We start from the raw sequence: 20072 nt of genomic DNA on the forward strand, positions 1-20072 counted from the left end.
GGGCAAGGCGGCAAGAACGCTTGACGCGCCGCGCGCATGGGGTCACTTCTGGGCCCCGCATCACTGAGCGACCAGCGAGGCGCGCCATGTTCTACCGACCCCAGGACGGCCACGGGCTGCCGCACAATCCGCTGAACGCTATCGTCGCGCCGCGGCCGATCGGCTGGATCTCGACCCGCGGGCGGCAGGGCGACAACCTGGCGCCCTATTCCTTCTTCAACCTGACCGCCTATGTGCCGCCGCAGGTCATGTTCGCCTCGACCGCGGCCAAGCCGGACCGGAACGGGACCAAGGACAGCGTGGCCCAGATCGCCGAGTCGCGCGTCTTCTGCGTCAACATCGCCGACGGGCCGCTGAAGGACCAGGTCAACGCCAGTTCCGCAGCCCTGCCCGCCGGGGTGAACGAATTCCAGGCCGCCGGCATCGAGCCCGCCGAATGCGAGAGCATCGACTGCCCGCGCGTGGCCGGCGCCGCCGCGGCGCTGGAATGCCGCGCGACCCGCATCCTGCGGCTGGCGGGCGAGGCGAACTACATGGTGCTGGGCGTCGTCACCGGCATCCACCTGCGCGAGGATTGCCTGAAGGACGGCCGCTTCGACCTGCGCGCCACCGGCTGGCTGTCGCGCATGGGCTACAAGGACTACACCATCACCACCCAGACCTTCGAGATGGAGCGCCCCTGATGGAGAACCGGCCCGAAAAGCGCCGCCGCGACACCCGGACGGTGCGCGACTATATCCGCACCATCGTCGATTTCCCGCATGAGGGCATCCTATTTCGCGACGTGACCACGCTCTTTGCCGATGCGCGCGGCTTTCGCATGGCGGTGGACCAGCTTCTGGCCGCCTATGCCGGCGAGGCCATCGACAAGGTGGTCGGGCTCGAGGCGCGCGGCTTCATCCTGGGCGGCGCGGTGGCACATCAGCTTTCCGTGGGCTTCGTGCCGATCCGCAAGAAGGGTAAGCTGCCCGGCGCCGTCATCAGCCAGGCCTATGCGCTGGAATATGGCGAGGCGGTGATGGAGATCCACGACGACGCGCTTCGCCCCGGCGAACGGGTGCTGATCGTGGACGACCTGCTGGCCACCGGCGGCACCGCAGCGGCCGGGATCTCGCTTTGCGAGCGGCTGGGGGCCGAGGTCGTGGGCTGCGCCTTCGTAATCGAGCTGCCCGAGCTGGGCGGGCGGGCGCTGCTGGAGGGGCTGGGCCACGAGGTCCATGCCCTGACCAGCTTCGAGGGCGCCTGATCCCTTGCGAGGCGCCCCTACCGGGGTTAGGTGAAGCCCATGGACAAGAAACCGCCCCTGATCCTTTACCTGGCCGCGCCGCGCGGCTTTTGCGCCGGCGTGGACCGCGCCATCAAGATCGTCGAGATGGCGCTGCAGAAATGGGGCGCGCCGGTCTATGTGCGCCACGAGATCGTGCATAACAAGTTCGTCGTCGACAGCCTGCGCGACAAGGGCGCGGTCTTCGTCGAGGAGCTGGACGAGTGCCCCGACGACCGGCCGGTGATCTTTTCCGCCCATGGCGTGCCCAAGGCGGTGCCGGCCGAGGCGCGGCGGCGCGAGATGGTCTTCGTCGACGCCACCTGCCCCCTGGTCAGCAAGGTCCATGTCGAGGCCGAGCGCCACCACGCCGAGGGCCTGCAGATGGTGATGATCGGCCATGCCGGCCACCCCGAGGTGCTGGGCACCATGGGGCAATTGCCCGAGGGCGAGGTGCTGCTGGTCGAGACGGTCGAGGACGTGGCCGGGATCGAGCCGCGCGATCCTTCCCGGCTGGCCTTCATCACCCAGACCACGCTGTCGGTCGACGACACCGCCGCCATCGTGGCCGCCTTGCAGGCCCGGTTTCCCGGCATCAGGGGGCCGGCCAAGGAGGACATCTGCTATGCGACGACCAACCGGCAGGCCTCGGTCAAGGCCATCGCCGGGCAGATCGACGCGCTTCTGGTGATCGGGGCGCCGAACAGTTCCAACTCGCGCCGGCTGGTCGAGGTGGGCAGCGCCGCCGGCTGCGCCTATTCCCAGCTGGTGATGCGCGCCGACCAGATCGACTGGCGCGCCATCGAAGGCGCGCGGGCGGTGGGCGTGACCGCCGGCGCCTCGGCCCCCGAGGTGCTGGTGGACGAGGTGGTCGCGGCCTTTCGCGAACGCTACGACGTGACGGTCGAGATGGTCGAGACGGCGCGCGAGAATGTCGAGTTCAAGGTGCCGCGGGTCTTGCGCGAGGCCTGAGCCGGGCTTGCCGGGCGGTGCCGTCGCGGGGGGCGCTGCCCCCGGCCCTGCGGGCCTCCCCCGGAGTATTTTGGGAACGAAGAAAGGGTCGGGATGAAGCTCTGGTCGATGCCGTCATCCGGCAACAGTTACAAGGTTCGGCTGGCCCTGGCGCTGCTGGGGCGCGATTGCGAGATCGTGGATGTCGAATATCTGACCGAGGCGCTGGCGGCGGCCAAGGCGACGGGGCGGCTGCCCTTTGGCAAGGCGCCGGTGCTGGAGCTGGACGACGGGCGGCTGTTGCCGGAATCGAACGCGATCCTGTGCTGGCTGGGCGAGGGCACGCGCTTCGTGCCGCAGGACGCCTTCGAGCGCGCCGCCATGCTGGGCTGGATGTTCTGGGAGCAGAACCAGCACGAGGGCGTGATCGCCGTGCGCGCGGCCTTGCAGGTCTATCCGCAGCGCCGCGCGCAGGCGACGCCCGAGCGCATGGCCGAATTGCTGGAGCGCGGCCATGCGCTGCTCCAGGTGATGGAGGACCGGCTGGCCGGGCATGACTGGCTGGTGGGCGATGCCGTCAGCCTCGCCGATATCTGCCTTTACGGCTATACCCATACGGCCGGCAGCCTGGGCGGGTTCGACATGGCGCGGTTCCCCGGCATCGGGCGCTGGCTTGGCCGCATCGCCGCCCTGCCCGGCTACAAGGGACTGGAGGCATGAGCGCGCTGTTCGCCTGGACCGACGGCGCCTGCAGCGGCAATCCCGGCCCCGGCGGCTGGGGGGTGCTGATGCGGGCCATGGAGGGCGAGACGGTGCTGAAGGAGCGCGAGCTGTCGGGCGGCGAGGCCGAGACCACCAACAATCGCATGGAGCTGATGGCGGCGATCTCGGCCTTGGAGGCGCTGACCCGGCCGAGCGAGATCACCGTGACCACCGACAGCGCCTATGTGAAGAACGGCGTCACGCAATGGATCCACGGCTGGAAGCGGAACGGCTGGCGCACCGCCGACCGCAAGCCGGTGAAGAATGCCGAGCTGTGGCAGCGGCTTGACGCGGCGCAGGCGCGCCACAAGGTGCGCTGGGAATGGATCAAGGGCCATGCCGGACATCCAGAGAACGAGCGCGCCGATGCGCTGGCGCGGGCGGGCATGGCGCCCTTCAAGCCGGCCAGGGCCGCGGGATGAGCGTCGAGGCGCTGGTCCCGCTTCTGGATTATGCCAGCGTGCTGGTCTTTGCCCTGACCGGCGCGCTGGTGGCGAGCCGCGGGCAGCTGGACGTCGTCGGCTTCATCTTCTTCGCCACGCTGACCGGGATCGGCGGCGGCACCCTGCGCGACCTGGTCTTGGGCCGGGCGCCGGTGTTCTGGGTCGGGCGGCCCGAGCTGCTGCTGCTGACCGCCGGCGCGGCGATCGTGGTGTTCTTTACCGCGCATCGGCTGGAGAGCCGCTATCGCGCCATCCTGTGGCTGGATGCCTTTGCCCTGGCCGTGGCGGTGCCGGCCGGGGTCGGCGTGGCGCTGGAGACGGGGGTGAGCCCCGTCGTCACCGTGCTGATGGGGGTGATGACCGGCACCTTCGGCGGGCTGATGCGCGACGTGGTCGGGAATGAGGTGCCCCTGGTGCTGAAGCAGGGCGAGCTTTACGTCACCGCCGCCTTTGGCGGGGCGGTGGCGGCGCTGCTGTTGCTGGCGCTGGGTGCCGGGCGCGGCTGGGCGCTGATCGGCTGCGCGGCGGTGGTGCTGCTGCTGCGCGCCGGGGGCCTGGGCTTCGGCTGGCGGCTGCCGGTCTACAAGGCGCGGCCACCGCGGATGTGACCGGCCTCAGCGGTCGGACCAGATTGCCATCTCGGTGCCGCCCGGCTCGCGGAACTGGAAGCGGCGGCCGCCGGGGAAGGCGAAGATCGGCCGGGTGATCGCGGCCCCCGCCTCGGTCACGCGGGCCAGCGCCACTTCCAGGTCGTCGGTGCGCAGGATCACCAGCGGCGGCGCCGGGGGACCGGCGGCGATGCCACCCGCCAGGCCGGCATCGGCGAGTTCCTGGTAGTCGGGACCGTAGTCGTTGAAACGCCAGCCGAAGGCTTGGCCGAAGAAGGCTTTCGTGGCCGGCAGGTCGGGCGAGCTGAATTCGAGATAGTCGATCTTCATCGGGAAGCCCTTTCGGATGTTCCCGTTTTGTTTACACCTGCGCGCGACCTAGCGCAAGACCGGCGGGCCGGGACGGCGTTCGCGCAGATCCTCGACCCCCATGCGCAGCCCGGCGCCGATGCGATGCGCAAGCGCCGACCAGGCTTTGGCCGTCTCGAGCGGAAGGGTGCGGCGCAGGGTTTCGTCGAAAAGCATCAGCCAGGGCGCGAAATGCTGCGCCTTCACGTCGCCCGTGCGCATGTGGACCTGCATCGGATTGCCGTCATAGCCGCGCTCATAAAGGATGGCATTGCGCCAGAAGCGGGCGATCTTGGCCTCGTGCTCGGGCCAGTCGGCGACATGGGCGGCGAAGACCGGGCCCAGCACCTCGTGCCGGCGCACCGCGGCGTAGAAGGTGGCGACGACGCGGTCGATCTGTTCGGGTGTGACGTCGAAACGGGGCGGGATCATGCGCCGGATATGGACCCCTGCGGCCCGCGCTGCAAGCCTGTCACGGATCGCGCGTGCCCGAAAGCGGCGGGATCATGGTGCCGGCGACCAGATGCGTCAGCCCGCGCCGCAGCAGCGGCAGGGTCGAAAGCGGCGCCAGGACCAAGTCGCGCAGCCAGGGCAGGCTGCGGCTGCCCGATTGATACATCGGCGTGAAGGCCGCGCTCATCGCCTGGTAGATGCGCACATGCCAGCGGCGCATGGCGGCGTAATCCGGCAGGGCTTCCGCCAGCGGGCGGCGCAGCGCATGGGCCAGCGCAAAGGCGTCGAGCAGCGCCATGTTCGCCCCCTGCCCCAGCTGCGGGCTGGCGCGATGCGCGGCATCGCCGATATGGACCAGGCCCGGCGCAAAGGGCCGGCGCAGGGTGCCGTGGCTGTAGCGCGCCGGCGTCATCTGCGCATGGTCGCGGATGGTTTCCAGGAAGGGCGCCATCTGCGGCCAGAGCGCGGCGACCTGGGCGCGCCAATCCGCGACCGGGGTTTGCGGCCAGCGGTCCAGCTCGGCCAGCGGCATGGACCAGAAGACGGCCGCGCGCGGCGTCGGGTCGCCGGGCAGGCAGCCGATCGGCAGCACGCCCGCCATGCGGCTGGCGGCGCGGTAGCGCTGGCGCAGCTGGTCGCGGGGGAAATCCGTCTCGGGCCAGGGCACCGTGCCCCAGATCGCGCCATAGCCCAGCGGCCGCGCCCGTAGCGGCGACAGCCGCGAGCCGGCGCCGCTGGCATCGACGACAAGGTCGAAGGGGCCGAAATCGCGCCCATCCGCCAGCGCAAGGCGCCGTCCCGCCCCGTCCGGCGGCGCCGCGGCGATCTCGGCCCCGGTCACCACCGGCAGGCCGAGCCCGGCGACCCGGTCCCAGAGCAGCCCGAACAGCGTGGCGCGATGGATGCCGCGGCCCGGCGCCGCGGCGGGATAGGAGACGTCCAGCACCTTGCGGCCCCGCGCCTCGTGCCCGAGCATCCGGGCGATGGGGCTGGAGAGGCGGCGGGTCTCCTCGCCCGCGCCGATCCGGTCCAGCACGGCCAGCCCGACCGGCTGGACCACCAGGCCCGAGCCCAGCGGGCGCGGCGCGGCAAAGCGCTCGAACAGGGTGACGGCATGGCCCTCGCGGGCCAGAAGGGCGGCAGAGGCCAGGCCGCCGATCCCGGCGCCGGCGATGGCGATCCTGTAGCTCATGGCCGCTTGCTGCCCGAGCCGGGCCGCGGGTGCAAGCCGCGCTTGCAGGGTTCGGGGCGGTTTCCTATAACCCGCGCATGTTCAGCAGGGCGCGGATCTTCCGAATTATTCGCCCGGCGGCGTAGGGAGCCCTCGCCGCCGGGTCATGCATGCCTGCCCTGCCACCGAAGGATTCCCGCCAGATGAGCGACACCACGACCGAGACCCAGGCCGCGACCGATTACCGCGACACCGTCTTCCTGCCCCAGACCGATTTCCCGATGCGCGCCGGCCTGCCGCAGCGCGAGCCCGAATGGCTGGCCCGCTGGGAGCGCATCGGCATCTACGACCGGCTGCGCGAGAGGGCGGCGGGGCGCACGCCCTTCATCCTGCACGACGGCCCGCCCTATGCGAACGGCAACCTGCATATCGGCCACGCGCTGAACAAGACCATCAAGGACATCATCGTGCGCAGCCACCAGATGATGGGCCGCGATGCGCGCTACGTGCCCGGCTGGGACTGCCACGGCCTGCCGATCGAATGGAAGATCGAGGAGAAATACCGCAAGGAAGGCCGCGACAAGGACGCGGTCGACGTGGTCGAGTTCCGCCAGGAATGCCGCCGCTTTGCCGAGCATTGGGTCGATGTCCAGCGCGAGGAGTTCAAGCGGCTGGGCATCACCGGCAAATGGGACGATCCCTACCTGACCATGGACCATCACGCCGAGGCGGTGATCGCGGCCGAGTTCATGAAGCTGCTGATGAACGGCTCGCTCTACCAGGGCTCGAAGCCGGTGATGTGGTCGCCGGTCGAAAAGACCGCGCTGGCCGAGGCCGAGGTCGAGTATCACGACCATACCAGCCACACCATCTGGGTGCGGTTCCCGGTGGAATCGTCGCAGGGTATTTGGGCAACGGAGAAACCCGCCAGCGTGGTGATCTGGACCACCACCCCCTGGACCATCCCGCAGAACCGGGCGGTGGCCTATAATCCCGGCGTCGCCTACGGGCTTTATCGCGTGGGCGCGGTGGCCGAGAATGCGACGGCGAAAAGCGGCGAGTTGCTGGTGCTGGCCGATGCGCTGGCCGAAAGCGTGCGGGCTGCGGCCAAGGTCGAGGAATGGGAGCGGGTCCGCGACGTGACCGCGGCCGACCTGGAGGGGCTGGTGCTGGCCCATCCCCTGCGCGGCGTCGAGGGCGGTGCGGGCGAATGGGACTATGACGTGCCCATGCTGCCGGGCGAGCATGTGACCGAGGATGCCGGCACCGGCTTCGTCCATACCGCCCCCAGCCATGGCGACGACGACTATCAGCTTGGGCTGCGCTTCAAGCTGCCGATGACCTATAACGTCGAGCCGGACGGCTCCTATCGCGCCGACCTGCCGCTGTTCGGCGGCCAGGCGATCATCGGTGCGGACGGCAAGGAAGGCCCGGCCAATGTCAGCGTCATCAAGCAGCTGGCCTGGGCCGGCGCGCTGCTGGCCAAGGGCAAGATCAAGCATTCCTATCCGCACAGCTGGCGGTCCAAGGCGCCGCTGATCTATCGCAACACGCCGCAATGGTTCGCGGCCATCGACCATGCGCTGGCCGACGGCATGGGCGAATATGGCGACACCATCCGCACGCGGGCGCTGACCAGCATCGACAGGCTGGTGAAATGGTGGCCGCAATCGGGCCGCAACCGCATCCATGCCATGGTCGAGAACCGGCCCGACTGGGTGCTGTCGCGCCAGCGCGCCTGGGGCGTGCCGCTGACCTGTTTCGTGAAGAAGGGCGCGAAGCCCGGCGACCCGGAGTTCCTGCTGCGCGACCAGCGGGTGAACGACCGCATCATCGAAGCCTTCGAACGGGACGGCGCCGATGCCTGGTATCGCCCCGGCTTTGCCGCCGAGGTGCTGGAGGGCGTGGCCGACCCGGCGGATTACGATCAGGTCATGGACGTGCTGGATGTCTGGTTCGACAGCGGCTCGACCCATGCCTTCGTGCTGCGCGACCGCGCCGACGGGGCGCCGGACGGCATCGCCGACGTCTACCTGGAAGGCACCGACCAGCATCGCGGCTGGTTCCAATCCTCGCTCTTGCAGGCCTGCGCGACCAGGGGCCGGGCGCCCTATCGCAACGTGGTCACGCACGGCTTCACGCTGGACGAGAAGGGCATGAAGATGTCCAAGTCGCTCGGCAATACCATCGTGCCGGCCGAGGTCATCAAGCAATACGGCGCCGACATCCTGCGGCTCTGGGTGGCGCAGACCGACTATACCGCCGACCAGCGCATCGGCCCCGAGATCCTCAAGGGCACCGCCGACAGCTATCGCCGGCTGCGCAACACGCTGCGCTTCATCCTGGGCAACCTGGCCGGATTCGACGAGGCCGAGCGGGTCGAGGCGGCCGAGATGCCGGAACTGGAGCAATGGGTGCTGCACCGGCTGGCGCAGATCGACCAGCAGCTGCGCAAGGGCTATGACGGCTTCGATTTCCAGGGCGTGTTCCAGACCGTGTTCCAGTTCGCCACCGTGGACCTTTCGGCCTTCTATTTCGACATCCGCAAGGACGCGCTTTATTGCGACGCGCCCGATGCGCTGCGCCGGCGGGCGGCGCGCACGGTGCTGGACCTGCTGTTCCACCGGCTCGTCACCTGGCTGGCGCCGATCCTGCCCTTCACCATGGAGGATGTCTGGCTGAGCCGTTTCCCCTCCGAGGATGACAGCGTGCATCTGCGGGACTTCCCCGTCACCCCGGCGGAGTGGCTGAACGAATCCCTGGCGGCGAAATGGGACACCATCCGCCGCATCCGCCGCACCGTGACCGCCGCGCTGGAGATCAAGCGCACGGACAAGGTGATCGGCGCCAGCCTGGAAGCCGCGCCGGTGGTGCATGTCGATGAGCCCGAGGATCTGAAGGCGCTGAAATCGGTGGATTTCGCCGATATCTGCATCACCTCGGACCTGAGCCTGACCGCCGATCCGGCGCCGGGCGAGGCGTTCCGGCTGTCGGACGTGCCCGGCATCGGCGTGGTCTTCGAGGCCGCGGAGGGCGAGAAATGCCAGCGCTGCTGGAAGATCCTGCCCGATGTCGGCAGCCACCGCCATCCGGGCACCTGCGCCCGCTGCGATGCGGTGCTGGCCAAGGGGTGACGGTCCCGCCGATGGTTCCCGGCAGCGCCCTGCCGGCCGGGAACCGTCGCTCGCGGCTAGCGCAACCAGAGGCCGGCCTTCTTCAGGATTTGCCGCGTGCGGCCTTCGTTCAGCGGCATGCGGCGGTCGAACATGGGGCGGATGCGGTCCCGGCCGGTTCCCGCCAGCACGATCTGCCGCGAGGGCGCCCATGCCTCGGCCAGCGGGGCCAGCCGCGGATCGCGCAGCAGCGTCTCGACCGTCTCGACGACCAGGTCGCTTTCCCTGGCATAAAGCAGCGGCAGGTCGCGATAGTGACAGGTCACGTCGCCGTCGAGCCCGGCGAGGCCGGGGCCCGGCCGCCCGCCACCAAGCGCGTGGATCACCAGCGGAAGCGCCACCTGGTCCAGCAGCACGTCCAGCTTCTGACTGGCCAGCGCCTCGCCGGGATCCTCGCGGATCGCCAGCGCCCAGTCCAGGAAGCGGCGGCCGAATTCCTGCGGGTCGGCGCCGAAGAACCAGCCGGCGTTGAAATACAGGTAACGCTCCCAATGCTCGTCGGGCTGGCTGGTGTCCAGCGAGCTTTCGTAGTCCAGCCCGAAACGGTCATAGAGCGACTTCCAGATCGCGCCATAGCCCGGACCGTAAAGCGGCGGCTCGGGCCATGTCGCGCTGCGGCGCATCGAGGCCGAAGGGCGCGAGAAGTCGAAGGGCAGCCGGTCCAGCGGCCCGGTCACCAGCGTATCGCTGTCGAAGAAGACGAAGGGCTCGCCGGGCGGCAGCACCGACAGCGCCTCGATCTTGTTGCCGAAGGGATAGCTGGCGCCGAAATGCCGGGCGGTGAAGGGCAGGATCTCGGCCCCGAAATCCAGCAGCGCCAGGCGGATCGGGGCCGGTATCTTGGTCCGCGCCCCGGTCCAGGCACCCTCGGCACCGGGTTCCGCGACGATCAGCCGGCCGCGCCAGTCGGGGGCGTGGTGGCGCAGGCTGGCGGCGAACAGCGCCGCCTCCATGCCCAGGCGGATGTCCTGGCCGATCAGCAGGATATTGAAGGGGCCGGCCGTCACCGGCGCGGGGGCCCTGGTCTCGGCCTTGGTCTTGGCTGCCGGCTTTTTGCGCTTCGCGGCGCGTTCGGCCTGGCGCAACTGGCGCTGGGCTTCGCGCTGGGCGCGGTTGGCGGCCTGCTGTGCGGCCCGCCTGCTCGTCGGGGGCGGGTCCTCCCGGTCCTTGTCTTTTCCCTTGTCCTTGACCACGTCACACATACCCATCTTGCGAATCTTTACCGCGACGGGTTTAGCAACAGGACGGGGTTTCGTTCCAGAGGTGAATTCGGTTTTCCTTATTCAACCGCCATGCGATATGGCGGGGAAAGAATAGGGAACGGAAACACCCTTGAATTGCACGAAATGCAGAAACTCGGCAGAAACCTCACCAAAAAGGCAGGTTCCCGCTCAACGGCTTTCATTGCAGGGTGACTTCAGCCGTTGAACGATTTCCACTTTTACAGGTACGGCAAGACCGGGTGAGACGTGGGCACCGTGCTCATCCGGTCGCTCTTTATTCGAATTTGACATTCTACCCGAGACTTGTCGATCATTTCGATAAAACCATGGCGCTTTTCCGCCGATGCTCTTGTGCAGGTTTATTGAATCGCGCGCCCTGCAACCGCACCGGCCAAGGATTTGTCACGCGCATCGGCCGGGGTCCCGGCATCTCCTTGCAGTTGAAATGACGGCATTCGGCTCGCCTAGCGTCGACCGACAGTCCCTGCCCGTTCCCCAAGGCGGGTTTCCGCCATTTCCCAGCCGGGCATTTTCCCTTTCCAGATCAGCCCGTTTTCCCGGAATCCGGCGGCGGCACGACAGGGAGGCGGCGAATCCTGCGGCAGATTTCCGGCCGCATGCGGGAACCTCCTGCACGGAACGGTCGTTCAATTCCCACATGCAAACTCAATCCGCTCGAAAGGAGTGCCGATGAACTGGGATATCATCGAAGGCAAATGGAACCAGCTCAAGGGCAGCGTCAGGGAAAAATGGGGCGACCTGACCGATGACGAACTGACCGAGATGGCGGGCAAGAAGGACAAGCTTGCCGGCAAGCTGCAGGAAAAATACGGCTGGACCAAGGAAAAGGCGGAAGAGCAGATCGACCACTTCTTCCGCGACAAGGTCTGACCCCGCTTTCACCCAGGTCCGACGACCCTTGGGGCCTCCGGTTCGCGCCGGGGGCCCTTTTCTTGCCGCGGTCCGGTGGGATTAAGAACAAAATGCGAACAAATCCCCCATTGAACCTCTTGCGCGGGCTTCCTATCTTGTCTGCCAGCAGGGGGCGCAGACTGCCTGTCTTTAGGGGTTGCGCCTCTTGGCGAGAAAGGACTGATTCCATGAACGAATTCGCCCAAACCACCCATCCGGTCCTGCCCTTGCGGGACATCGTGGTGTTTCCGCACATGATCGTGCCGCTGTTCGTCGGGCGCGAGAAATCGGTGCGGGCGCTCGAGGCCGTGATGGAGCAGGACCGCCCGATCCTTCTCGCAGCCCAGAAGGATGCCGCGGTCGACGAGCCCGCCGCCGAGGGGATCTTCCGCACCGGCGTTCTGGCCAATGTGCTGCAATTGCTGAAACTTCCCGACGGGACCGTCAAGGTCCTGGTCGAAGGGCGCGAACGCGTCACCATCACCGATTTCGTGCCGAACGACGCCTATTTCGAGGCCCGCTGCGAGATGCTGCCCGAAGAGCCGGGCGACGAAGAGACGCTGGCCGCCCTGACCCGCGCCGTCGCCGAGGAGTTCGAGCGCTACGTGAAAGTGCGCAAGAACATCCCCGAAGAGGTCGTCTCGGCCGTAGCCGAGGCCCGCGATGCGGCGCGCCTGGCCGACCTGGTCAGCGGCCATCTGGGCATCGCGCTGGACAAGAAGCAGGAACTGCTGGAAACGCTGGTGACTGCCGAGCGGCTGGAAAAGGTCTATGGCCTGATGCAGGGCGAGATGTCGGTCCTGCAGGTCGAGAAGAAGATCAAGTCCCGCGTCAAGACGCAGATGGAGAAGACCCAGCGCGAATACTACCTGAATGAGCAGATGAAGGCCATTCAGAAGGAGCTGGGCGACGGCGAGGACGGCTCGAACGAGATCACCGAGCTGGAAGAGAAGATCGCGGCGACCAAGTTCAGCAAGGAGGCCCGCGAAAAGGCCGAGGCCGAGCTGAAGAAGCTGAAGTCGATGTCGCCGATGTCAGCCGAGGCTACGGTCAGCCGCAACTATCTCGACTGGCTGCTGGCGCTGCCCTGGGGCGTGAAATCGCGCATCCGCAAGGATCTCGGCAAGGCCGAGGAGGTGCTGGACGCCGATCACTACGGCCTGGAAAAGGTCAAGGAGCGGATCGTCGAATACCTGGCGGTGCAGAACCGCTCGGCGAAGCTCAAGGGGCCGATCCTGTGCCTCGTCGGGCCTCCGGGCGTCGGCAAGACCTCGCTGGGCCGTTCGGTGGCCCGCGCCACGGGGCGCGAGTTCATCCGCATCAGCCTTGGCGGGGTGCGCGACGAATCCGAGATCCGCGGCCACCGCCGGACCTATATCGGCTCGATGCCCGGCAAGATCATCCAGGCGCTGAAGAAGGCCAAGACCACGAACCCGCTGATCCTGCTCGACGAGATCGACAAGATGGGCCAGGATTTCCGCGGCGATCCGGCCAGCGCGATGCTGGAGGTGCTGGACCCCGAACAGAACGCGACTTTCGTGGACCACTATCTCGAGGTGGAATACGACCTGTCGAACGTGATGTTCGTGACCACGGCCAACAGCTACAACATGCCGGGGCCCCTGCTCGACCGGATGGAGATCATCCCCCTGGCCGGCTACACCGAGGACGAGAAGCGCGAGATCGCGCGCCAGCACCTGCTGCCCAAGCAGATCAAGGCGAACGGGCTGCGCAAGGGCGAGTTCTCGGTCAGCGACGAGGCGCTGACCCATGTGATCCGCTACTACACCCGCGAGGCGGGCGTGCGGTCGCTGGAGCGCGAAATCGCCAAGCTGGCCCGCAAGGCGGTGACCGAGATCCTCAAGGGCAAGGTCAAGTCGGTCGAGGTGACGCCCGAAAAGGCCGAGGAATACCTGGGCGTGCGCCGCTATCGCTATGGCCTGGCCGAAAGGGACGACCAGGTCGGCGTGGTGACGGGCCTGGCCTGGACCCAGGTCGGCGGCGACCTGCTGCAGATCGAGGCGCTGAAGCTGCCCGGCAAGGGCCGGATGAAGACGACCGGAAAGCTGGGCGAGGTGATGAAGGAATCGATCGACGCCGCATCCTCCTTCGTCCGCTCGATCAGCCCCGAGCTGGGGGTGAAGCCGCCGAAGTTCGAGAAGGTGGACATCCACGTCCACGTCCCCGAAGGCGCGACGCCCAAGGACGGGCCGTCCGCGGGCATCGCCATGGTGACCTCGATCGTGTCGGTGCTGACGCAGATCCCGGTCCGCAAGGACGTGGCCATGACCGGCGAGGTCACGCTGCGCGGCAACGTGCTGGCCATCGGCGGGCTCAAGGAAAAGCTGCTGGCGGCGCTGCGCGGCGGCATCAAGACCGTGCTGATCCCGGCCGATAACGAAAAGGATCTGGCCGAGATCCCGGCCAACGTCAAGGAAGGGCTCAGGATCATCCCGGTCAGCCATGTGCGCGAGGTGTTGCAGCAGGCGCTGGTGCGGATGCCCGAGCCCATCGAATGGGACGAGGCCGCCGAGGAAGCGGCCGAGGCCAGCCGGCTGGCCGCGACCCGTGACCAGGGCAGCGGCGGCGCGGCGGTCGCCCATTGACACAAGCAACCGCGCGGGCCATCCCGCGCGGTTTTTTCTTGACCGAGGCTCCATCAGAAAGGAGTTCGCTCATGGCAAGATCGGAGGGAAAACCGAAAAGGGAAAGCACCGCCGAGCCTGAGCCGGCAAGGGTTCTGCAAAAGCGGCAGCTTCTGGCCCAGGTCGCGCGGCGGACCGGCCTGCGCAACAGCGAGGTCAAGGCCGTCGTCGAGGCCACCCTGGCCGAACTGGACGAGGCGATTGCGGCGGGCATGACGCTGGCGCTGCCGCCCTTGGGCCGGGCGCGGATCAGCCGGCGCAACGACAGATCGGGCGGCGAGGTCATCACCCTGCGCCTGCGCCGCCGCGCCGCCGGCGACGCATGATTTTTCGTCCAAAGCCTCTTGCAGCCCGCCGCGGCTGCGGCTATCTAGCGCGCATCGGGCGATTAGCTCAGCGGTAGAGCGCTTCGTTCACATCGAAGATGTCAGCGGTTCAAATCCGTTATCGCCCACCATGATTCCCAGCGACTTAGGCCAGCGCATAGAATGCGCGCCTAGGTCGGCTGGATCCCTCCTCCCCCACGCAGCAGGACGACCGCGCATTTTCGCAGCCCCAGCCGGTTGTTGACGGCGGCGGCTCTGTCTAGCATCGCCGCGGACGATCAGGGCAACAGGGGCATGCCACGAAGCTAGGGACAATGTTCGCGGCCTTCGCCATCGCCGCCGGCCTGGGCCAGGCCGCGACGGCGCAAGAGATCGCGTTCTTCCGCATCGGCACCGGCGGCACCGCCGGCACCTATTACCCGATCGGCGGGCTGATCGCGAATGCGATCTCGAACCCGCCCGGCTCGCGTGCCTGCGAGGAAGGCGGCTCCTGCGGGGTGCCGGGGCTGGTGGCGACGGCGCTGGTCACGAGCGGCTCGGTCGGCAATGTGAAGGCCATCGACGGCGGCAGCCTGGAGGCCGGCTTCAGCCAGTCCGACGTGGCCTATTGGGCGCAGACCGGCACCTATGAGGGGCAGGATGCCGATGTCGCCACGCTTTCGGTCGGGGCGCAGCTGGTGACAAGCGCCGACCAGCCCGAGGAGCTGGTCCACGGCATCACCCAGGCGCTTTACAACCAGACCACGCAAAGGCTGCTCGCCGCCGGCCATCCCAGGGGCAGGCTGATCATGCTGGAGAATGCGACCCAGGCCGCGGGCATCCCCTTCCATCCGGGCGCCGAGCGTTTCTACAGGGAAGCCGGCCAACTGGAATGACCGGGTCGCGAACGGCGATGCCCGCGTGCGTGGGCCGGTGCTTGCCTTGCCAAATTATTTCCATTATACATGAATAATGGAAAAGAATCGCGTTCTCGACACGCTCGCCGCCCTGGCCCATGACATCCGGCTGGATGTGTTTCGCTTGCTGGTCCAGGCCGGTCCCGAGGGTCGGACGGCAGGCGAGATCGCGGATATGCTGAACATCCGCGCCAATACGCTGTCGAACAACCTGACCGTCCTTGCCGCGGCGGGGCTGGTGCATTCGGCGCGCGAGGGCCGCTCGATCCGCTATTTCGCCGGGATCGAGGCGATGCGCGGGCTGCTGGCCTTCCTGATGCAGGATTGCTGCGGCGGCCGGCCCGAGCTGTGCCAGCCGGTTCTGGACCAGATCGCCTGCAACGGCCGGAGGCCCGCCATGACCGACCATCCCTATCACGTCCTTTTCCTCTGCACCGGCAATTCGGCCCGCTCGATCCTGGCCGAGGCCATCCTGAATGCCGAAGGCAAGGGCCGGTTCCGCGCCCATTCCGCCGGCTCGTTCCCCAAGGGCACGGTCCACCCCCTTGCCCTGCAGCTGCTCGAGCGGCGGGGGCATGACACGGCCGGGCTGCGCTCGAAAGGCTGGGACGAGTTTGCCGGACCCGAGGCGCCGCAGATGGATTTCGTCTTCACCGTCTGCGACGATGCGGCCGGAGAGATCTGCCCGGTCTGGCCCGGCCAGCCGATGACCGCGCATTGGGGCCTGCCCGACCCGGCCGCCGCCACCGGCACCGAGGCCGAGCGGCACCTGGCCTTTGCCGAGACCTATCGCGCGCTGAAGAACCGCATCTCGGCCTTCGTCAGCCTGCCCATCGCCTCGCTCGACCGCCTGTCGCTGCAAGGCCATGTGGACCGGATCGGCCGGGCCGCCGATACCCGCGCCGAAGGCTGATCGCCGGCCTGTCGCAGCGCGGGCCGGCGGGGCCACGATCGTCGCAATCGGCACCCCGCGCCGCCATAGCCTGGCCCCGGCGAATGCGCGGCGCATTGGTGAACGGCCCCGGCGACCTTCGCGCCCATCGCCAGGAACACCCGTCGGCGTGCGGACGAACGGACGGTGACGCTGGCGCCGGTGGCCATCGCCCGAACGCTTTACCCCAGGGGACCGGGATCGCCATCCGTCACGGTCCCGCCGGCAGCCCGCGCCGGAGTTCAGAACCGCCAGCCCCCGGCAAGCCGGATGCTGCGCCCCATCTCGTAAAGATTGGTCACGCCGCCCGACACGCTGTAGGGGGTGGAGTGATCCAGGTAGCGCTTGTCGAAGATGTTCTGGATCGCCAGGCTGTATTCCTGCCCTTCCGCCGGCCGCCAGACCACCGACAGGTCATGCACGGCATAGCCCGGCAGTTCCTCGAGCGCGGTGAAGGTGGCGGGCAGGTCGTCCTCGGCCAGGACCAGGATGCTGGTCCAGGCGAATTGCAGGTCATGCGCGGCCATGGCATGGGCGATGTCCAGCACGAGCTTGTCGCCCTGGGGCGCCACGCCGTTCGACCAGTCGCCCGGCCCGACCGGAACGCCGGCGTAATCGACATCGGCGCGGGAATAGCTGAGGTCCAGGCTCCAGTCGCCCCAGTCCCGGCCCAGCCGCGCGGTAAAGCCCCGGCTGTCGATGTCGCCGCCGCGCGTCCGGGCATAGGGCATGCCGCGCTGCCCGCCGTAAAGGATCGAACCTTCGATGCGAGTGTCGAAGAGGATCAGCCCCGCGCGCCATCCATTGGCGTCGAAGGTGGCGCCGATCTCGGTGGTGCGGGCGCGTTCGCCCTCCAGCGTCGGGTCGGTGGCGGCGGCGTTGATCCCGCTTGTCAGCTGCGTTCCCGGCACCGGACGGACGCCGCGATGCGCCTCGGACCACGAGGCGAAAAGCGACAGCCCCTGCGCCGTTTCAAAGCGCAGCCCGACATTCGGGCTGAGGTGGTCGCCGTCATAGTGGTTCCCCGCCAGGTCGGTCAGCGAGGTGCTGTCATAGCGCAGCCCGCCCGAAGCCAGCCAATGCCCGGCAAAGCCGTATTCCGCCTGCAGATACAGGCCATGCGTCTCGCCCGTCTCCGAGACGCGCGGGCCCGAACCGGCGCGGCCGCGCGACTGTTCCCTCGTGTAGTCATAGCCATAGGTCAGCACCAGCGCCCCCAGTTCCGAACGGTTGCGGATATCCAGGCCGCTGGTCAGCCACTCGCCCTCGGACGGCGAGGCGGTCAGCCGCTTCAGCGCGCTGCGGTTGTCATAGGCGCGCAATTCCAGGTCGATCAGCGGGTTGCCCGCCGGAGCATAGGAATAGCGCAGGCTGATGGTTTCGCGGGTGAACTCCTGGTCCTGCGGCTCGGCATCCGGCAGGCCGAAATTGGCCTGCGTGGCGCGCATGCCGTTGTCCTCGCGCCGGTTGTGGGTCAGGGCGATCTCGTGGTCCGGGGCGGGACGGAAGCGCAGCTTGACCAAGCCCTCGGCGGGTTCGTCGTCGCTATAGGGAACCTCGTTGCCGCCGCCGTCCTTGTAATTGCCGGCCCAGGTCTTGGACCCATAGACCAGATAGGAAAAGCGCTCGTCCGGCCGGCCGTAGAAGCCCAGGGACGGCGAAAGCCGGTCGCCATTGCTCTGCCCGGCGAAACGCAGCATCACCCCCTGCCGCTGCCCCGGCAGAAGCAGATCCTCGGCATCCTTGGTCTCGTAGCGGATGGCGCCGCCCAGGGCGCCCGGACCGGCCAGCGCGCTGCCGGTGCCCGCCTCGACCTCGACCCGCTTCAGCATGAAGGGGTCGATGCCCATGTTGCCGTTGTGGCGAAACAGGTTGCCGCTTTGGCGGGCGCCGTCCACGGTGACGTTGAGGCTGGTTTCCTCGATCCCGCGGACATAGACCCTTTGCGCCGTGCTGCGGTCGGCGCCGCTGACATGGACCTCGGGCTCGGCGGCATAAAAATCGTTGAGCGTCAGCGGCTGGCGCTGCGCGATCCTTTCATCGGTCACGGACTGACCGTCCGCGTCGGTTCCGGCCTTGAGATAGATCGTTTCCAACCGCACCGTGTCCTCCTGGGCCACGGCAGAAGTCATCGCCAGGGCCGAGGCCGTGGCCAGCCCGGCGGCCAGGGCAACCCGGCACCCTTTTCCCGAAATCAACCTTTTCACAATCATCTGTTCCTTCGCCTCCGGCAAACCCGATAAATTTTCTTGGGTATGCGGCTTGTATCAGCCGGGCGGGGGGCGGTCTGTTTCGCCCCGGCCAAAAGCCGTCGAGAAACGGACAGGGCGCGGTCAGGATCCCGGACGGCGGCCGCGCCCGGTCGGGGCGGCGCTGTCGCGCAGGAAGTCCGAGGGGGTCATGCCCGTCACCTTGCGGAACATGGCGGTGAAGGCGCTCTGGCTGGCATAGCCCAGGTCCAGCGACACGGCCAGCACCGACTGCCCCTCGGCCAGGCGCGCCATCGCCTCCATGATCCGCAGCCTTTGCCGCCATTGCCCAAAGGACAGCCCGGTTTCGCGCAGGAACAGCCGCGCGAGCGTGCGCGCGCTCATATGCGCGGCATCGGCCCATTGCTCCAGCGACCGGCCGTCCTCGGGGTGGCGCACCATCCGGTCGAGCAGCGGCCCCAGCCGGTCGTCTCCGCTTAGCGGCAGGTGCATCGCCGCCACGTCGCGGGCGCTGCGGATCTGGTCGGCGATCACCTGATGCACCCGCGCATCCGCCCCGACCGGCAAGGCCTCCGCCCCGCGGCCAAGCGCATAGGCGATCAACTCGGCCAGCAGCGGCGAGACGGTCATCACCTTGGCCCGGCCCGGCATGTCGCGGCAGATCCCGGCATCGACATAGGCGTTATGCACCTCGGTCGCGGCAATCCCCTCGACATAATGCAGCACGCCGGAGGGGATCCAGATCGCCTGTCGGGGCGAGGCGGTCCAGATCTCGCCCTCGGTCCAGATCCGGCAGCGGCCGCTGCGCGGGAACAGGAACTGGCCGCGGGCATGGGCATGGGGCTTGCAGGCCTGGCCCTCGTGCAGGCGGGTGATGCGCAGCAGCAGCGGTGCGCTCCAGCTGTCGATCTGGCGCAGGCGCCCGAGTTCGGGGCCGGCAAAAGCGGTCGTCCGGTCCTGGGCAAAGCCTGGCATGGTCGCGGGATACCTCCTGATCCGCCATGCCTAGAATACCTGAGTGTTAAGGTAAATCATTTCGGGCAGCGATGACTTGTCGCGCCCCGGCAGCCCGCCCGCCTAGTTCGATCCCAGGTGGCGCAGCCCGTGGGTCACGTCGGCGCGCACGGCAAGCCGCAGCCCCGGCTCGTCCCCCGCCCGCAGCGAGGCCAGGATCATGCGGTGATGGCGCGGCGGCTCGTTGCGTTTCATCCGCCCGTAAAGCGCCCGCATGGTCGGGCCCAGCTGCAGCCAGACCGTCTCGACGATGGCCAGCATCGCCGGCGCCTGGGCGCGCAGGTAAAGCAGGCGATGAAACTCCAGGTTGGTGCGGATATAGCCCACGGCGTCGTGCCGTTCGGCCGCCTCGCCGATGGCGGCGTTGATGACGGCCATGCGCTCGATCAGGGCCTGGTGGGCGCGCGGCAGGGCGCGGGCGGCCAGTTCCGGCTCGATCAGCCCGCGCAGGGCGGCAAGCTCCTCGATCCGCTCGACCGACAGTTCCGGCGTGGCGATACGCCCCGAGGAAGACAGCGACAGCGCCCCCTCGGCCCCCAGCCGCCGCACCGCCTCGCGCGCGGGCGTCATCGAGACGCGATGCTCGGCCGCGATGCCGCGCAGGGTCAGGGGCAGGCCCGGCGGCAGCTCGCCCAGCATGATGCGCTGGCGCAGGTTGCGATAAAGCCGCTCATGGGCCGAACTTTCCGAGGAACGCGAAGCTGTCATGCGCCATCTGTGATCACAAATGCCGGCGCCGTCA

General features: G+C 68.2%; 19 protein-coding genes and 1 tRNA gene. 13 read left to right on the forward strand and 7 right to left on the reverse strand.

Annotated elements, in window-relative coordinates; genetic code table 11:
* Window positions 1-86 precede the first annotated feature (86 nt).
* From IT40_RS18045 to IT40_RS18070, 6 genes are all read left to right on the forward strand, one after another.
* The gene (locus IT40_RS18045) at window positions 87-683 is read left to right on the forward strand and encodes a flavin reductase family protein (RefSeq protein WP_036758073.1); all 597 of its coding nucleotides are present in this window, start codon (window positions 87-89) and stop codon (window positions 681-683) included.
* Complete coding sequence (locus IT40_RS18050; protein ID WP_036758075.1) at window positions 683-1246, forward strand: adenine phosphoribosyltransferase; 564 nt, start codon at window positions 683-685, stop codon at window positions 1244-1246. The genes IT40_RS18045 and IT40_RS18050 overlap by 1 nt, the downstream gene beginning before the upstream one ends.
* Before the next feature lie 39 nt (window positions 1247-1285).
* Window positions 1286-2236 carry a 4-hydroxy-3-methylbut-2-enyl diphosphate reductase gene (ispH, locus tag IT40_RS18055; protein ID WP_036758077.1) on the forward strand — a complete coding sequence of 317 codons (951 nt, stop codon included), beginning with the start codon at window positions 1286-1288 and terminating at the stop codon, window positions 2234-2236.
* Window positions 2237-2329: 93 nt separating this feature from the next.
* The gene (locus IT40_RS18060) at window positions 2330-2935 is read left to right on the forward strand and encodes a glutathione S-transferase family protein (RefSeq protein WP_036758079.1); all 606 of its coding nucleotides are present in this window, start codon (window positions 2330-2332) and stop codon (window positions 2933-2935) included.
* Window positions 2932-3399, forward strand: a complete 468-nt coding sequence (gene rnhA, locus IT40_RS18065; protein WP_036758081.1) for a ribonuclease HI — start codon at window positions 2932-2934, stop codon at window positions 3397-3399. Before IT40_RS18060 ends, rnhA begins: the two co-directional genes overlap by 4 nt.
* Window positions 3396-4028 (forward strand): trimeric intracellular cation channel family protein, encoded by a 633-nt coding sequence (locus IT40_RS18070; RefSeq protein ID WP_036758083.1) that lies wholly within the window; start codon window positions 3396-3398, stop codon window positions 4026-4028. The genes rnhA and IT40_RS18070 overlap by 4 nt, the downstream gene beginning before the upstream one ends.
* A 6-nt stretch (window positions 4029-4034) precedes the next feature.
* On the opposite strand, the gene IT40_RS18075 is transcribed toward IT40_RS18070, so the two are convergent.
* Genes IT40_RS18075 through IT40_RS18085 form a run of 3 tightly spaced genes read right to left on the reverse strand, consistent with a single transcriptional unit; the run spans window position 4035 to window position 6021 of the window.
* Window positions 4035-4358, reverse strand: coding sequence for a VOC family protein (locus IT40_RS18075; RefSeq protein ID WP_036758085.1), 324 nt, complete (start codon window positions 4356-4358; stop codon window positions 4035-4037).
* A gap of 48 nt (window positions 4359-4406) precedes the next feature.
* The gene (locus tag IT40_RS18080) at window positions 4407-4808 is read right to left on the reverse strand and encodes a group III truncated hemoglobin (RefSeq protein WP_036758087.1); all 402 of its coding nucleotides are present in this window, start codon (window positions 4806-4808) and stop codon (window positions 4407-4409) included.
* Between the two features lie 40 nt (window positions 4809-4848).
* Window positions 4849-6021, reverse strand: a complete 1173-nt coding sequence (locus IT40_RS18085; RefSeq protein ID WP_036758089.1) for an FAD-dependent oxidoreductase — start codon at window positions 6019-6021, stop codon at window positions 4849-4851.
* Between the two features lie 182 nt (window positions 6022-6203).
* On the opposite strand from IT40_RS18085, the gene ileS reads away from it, so the two are divergent.
* Window positions 6204-9134, forward strand: a complete 2931-nt coding sequence (gene ileS / locus IT40_RS18090; RefSeq protein ID WP_036758091.1) for an isoleucine--tRNA ligase — start codon at window positions 6204-6206, stop codon at window positions 9132-9134.
* Window positions 9135-9190: 56 nt separating this feature from the next.
* Here the strand turns inward: ileS and IT40_RS18095 are convergent, their stop codons facing one another.
* Window positions 9191-10381: a hypothetical protein gene (locus tag IT40_RS18095; RefSeq protein WP_420874796.1), complete on the reverse strand. Its 1191-nt coding sequence runs from the start codon at window positions 10379-10381 to the stop codon at window positions 9191-9193.
* A 705-nt stretch (window positions 10382-11086) separates the two neighbouring features.
* On the opposite strand from IT40_RS18095, the gene IT40_RS18100 reads away from it, so the two are divergent.
* From IT40_RS18100 to IT40_RS18125, 6 genes are all read left to right on the forward strand, one after another.
* A complete protein-coding gene (locus IT40_RS18100; RefSeq protein ID WP_036758093.1) occupies window positions 11087-11287 on the forward strand; it encodes a CsbD family protein in 201 nt (66 codons plus the stop codon).
* A 209-nt stretch (window positions 11288-11496) separates the two neighbouring features.
* Complete coding sequence (gene lon / locus IT40_RS18105) at window positions 11497-13914, forward strand: endopeptidase La (protein WP_036758095.1); 2418 nt, start codon at window positions 11497-11499, stop codon at window positions 13912-13914.
* A 71-nt stretch (window positions 13915-13985) separates the two neighbouring features.
* Complete coding sequence (locus IT40_RS18110; protein WP_036758098.1) at window positions 13986-14279, forward strand: HU family DNA-binding protein; 294 nt, start codon at window positions 13986-13988, stop codon at window positions 14277-14279.
* A 56-nt stretch (window positions 14280-14335) separates the two neighbouring features.
* Window positions 14336-14410 (forward strand) — tRNA-Val (locus IT40_RS18115).
* A gap of 183 nt (window positions 14411-14593) precedes the next feature.
* The gene (locus IT40_RS18120; RefSeq protein ID WP_036758100.1) at window positions 14594-15154 is read left to right on the forward strand and encodes a TAXI family TRAP transporter solute-binding subunit; all 561 of its coding nucleotides are present in this window, start codon (window positions 14594-14596) and stop codon (window positions 15152-15154) included.
* Window positions 15155-15230: 76 nt separating this feature from the next.
* The gene (locus IT40_RS18125) at window positions 15231-16088 is read left to right on the forward strand and encodes an arsenate reductase/protein-tyrosine-phosphatase family protein (RefSeq protein ID WP_036758102.1); all 858 of its coding nucleotides are present in this window, start codon (window positions 15231-15233) and stop codon (window positions 16086-16088) included.
* Window positions 16089-16348: 260 nt separating this feature from the next.
* Here the strand turns inward: IT40_RS18125 and IT40_RS18130 are convergent, their stop codons facing one another.
* The 3 genes from IT40_RS18130 to IT40_RS18140 all read right to left on the reverse strand — a co-directional run bounded on the left by IT40_RS18130 (window position 16349) and on the right by IT40_RS18140 (window position 20038).
* The gene (locus IT40_RS18130) at window positions 16349-18319 is read right to left on the reverse strand and encodes a TonB-dependent receptor domain-containing protein (protein ID WP_116171125.1); all 1971 of its coding nucleotides are present in this window, start codon (window positions 18317-18319) and stop codon (window positions 16349-16351) included.
* Between the two features lie 120 nt (window positions 18320-18439).
* Window positions 18440-19291 carry a helix-turn-helix domain-containing protein gene (locus tag IT40_RS26885; protein WP_052096124.1) on the reverse strand — a complete coding sequence of 284 codons (852 nt, stop codon included), beginning with the start codon at window positions 19289-19291 and terminating at the stop codon, window positions 18440-18442.
* Between the two features lie 102 nt (window positions 19292-19393).
* Window positions 19394-20038 (reverse strand): GntR family transcriptional regulator, encoded by a 645-nt coding sequence (locus tag IT40_RS18140; RefSeq protein ID WP_036758106.1) that lies wholly within the window; start codon window positions 20036-20038, stop codon window positions 19394-19396.
* Between the last annotated feature and the right edge of the window lie 34 nt (window positions 20039-20072).

The organism is Paracoccus versutus (assembly GCF_000763885.1).
GTDB lineage: Bacteria > Pseudomonadota > Alphaproteobacteria > Rhodobacterales > Rhodobacteraceae > Paracoccus > Paracoccus versutus.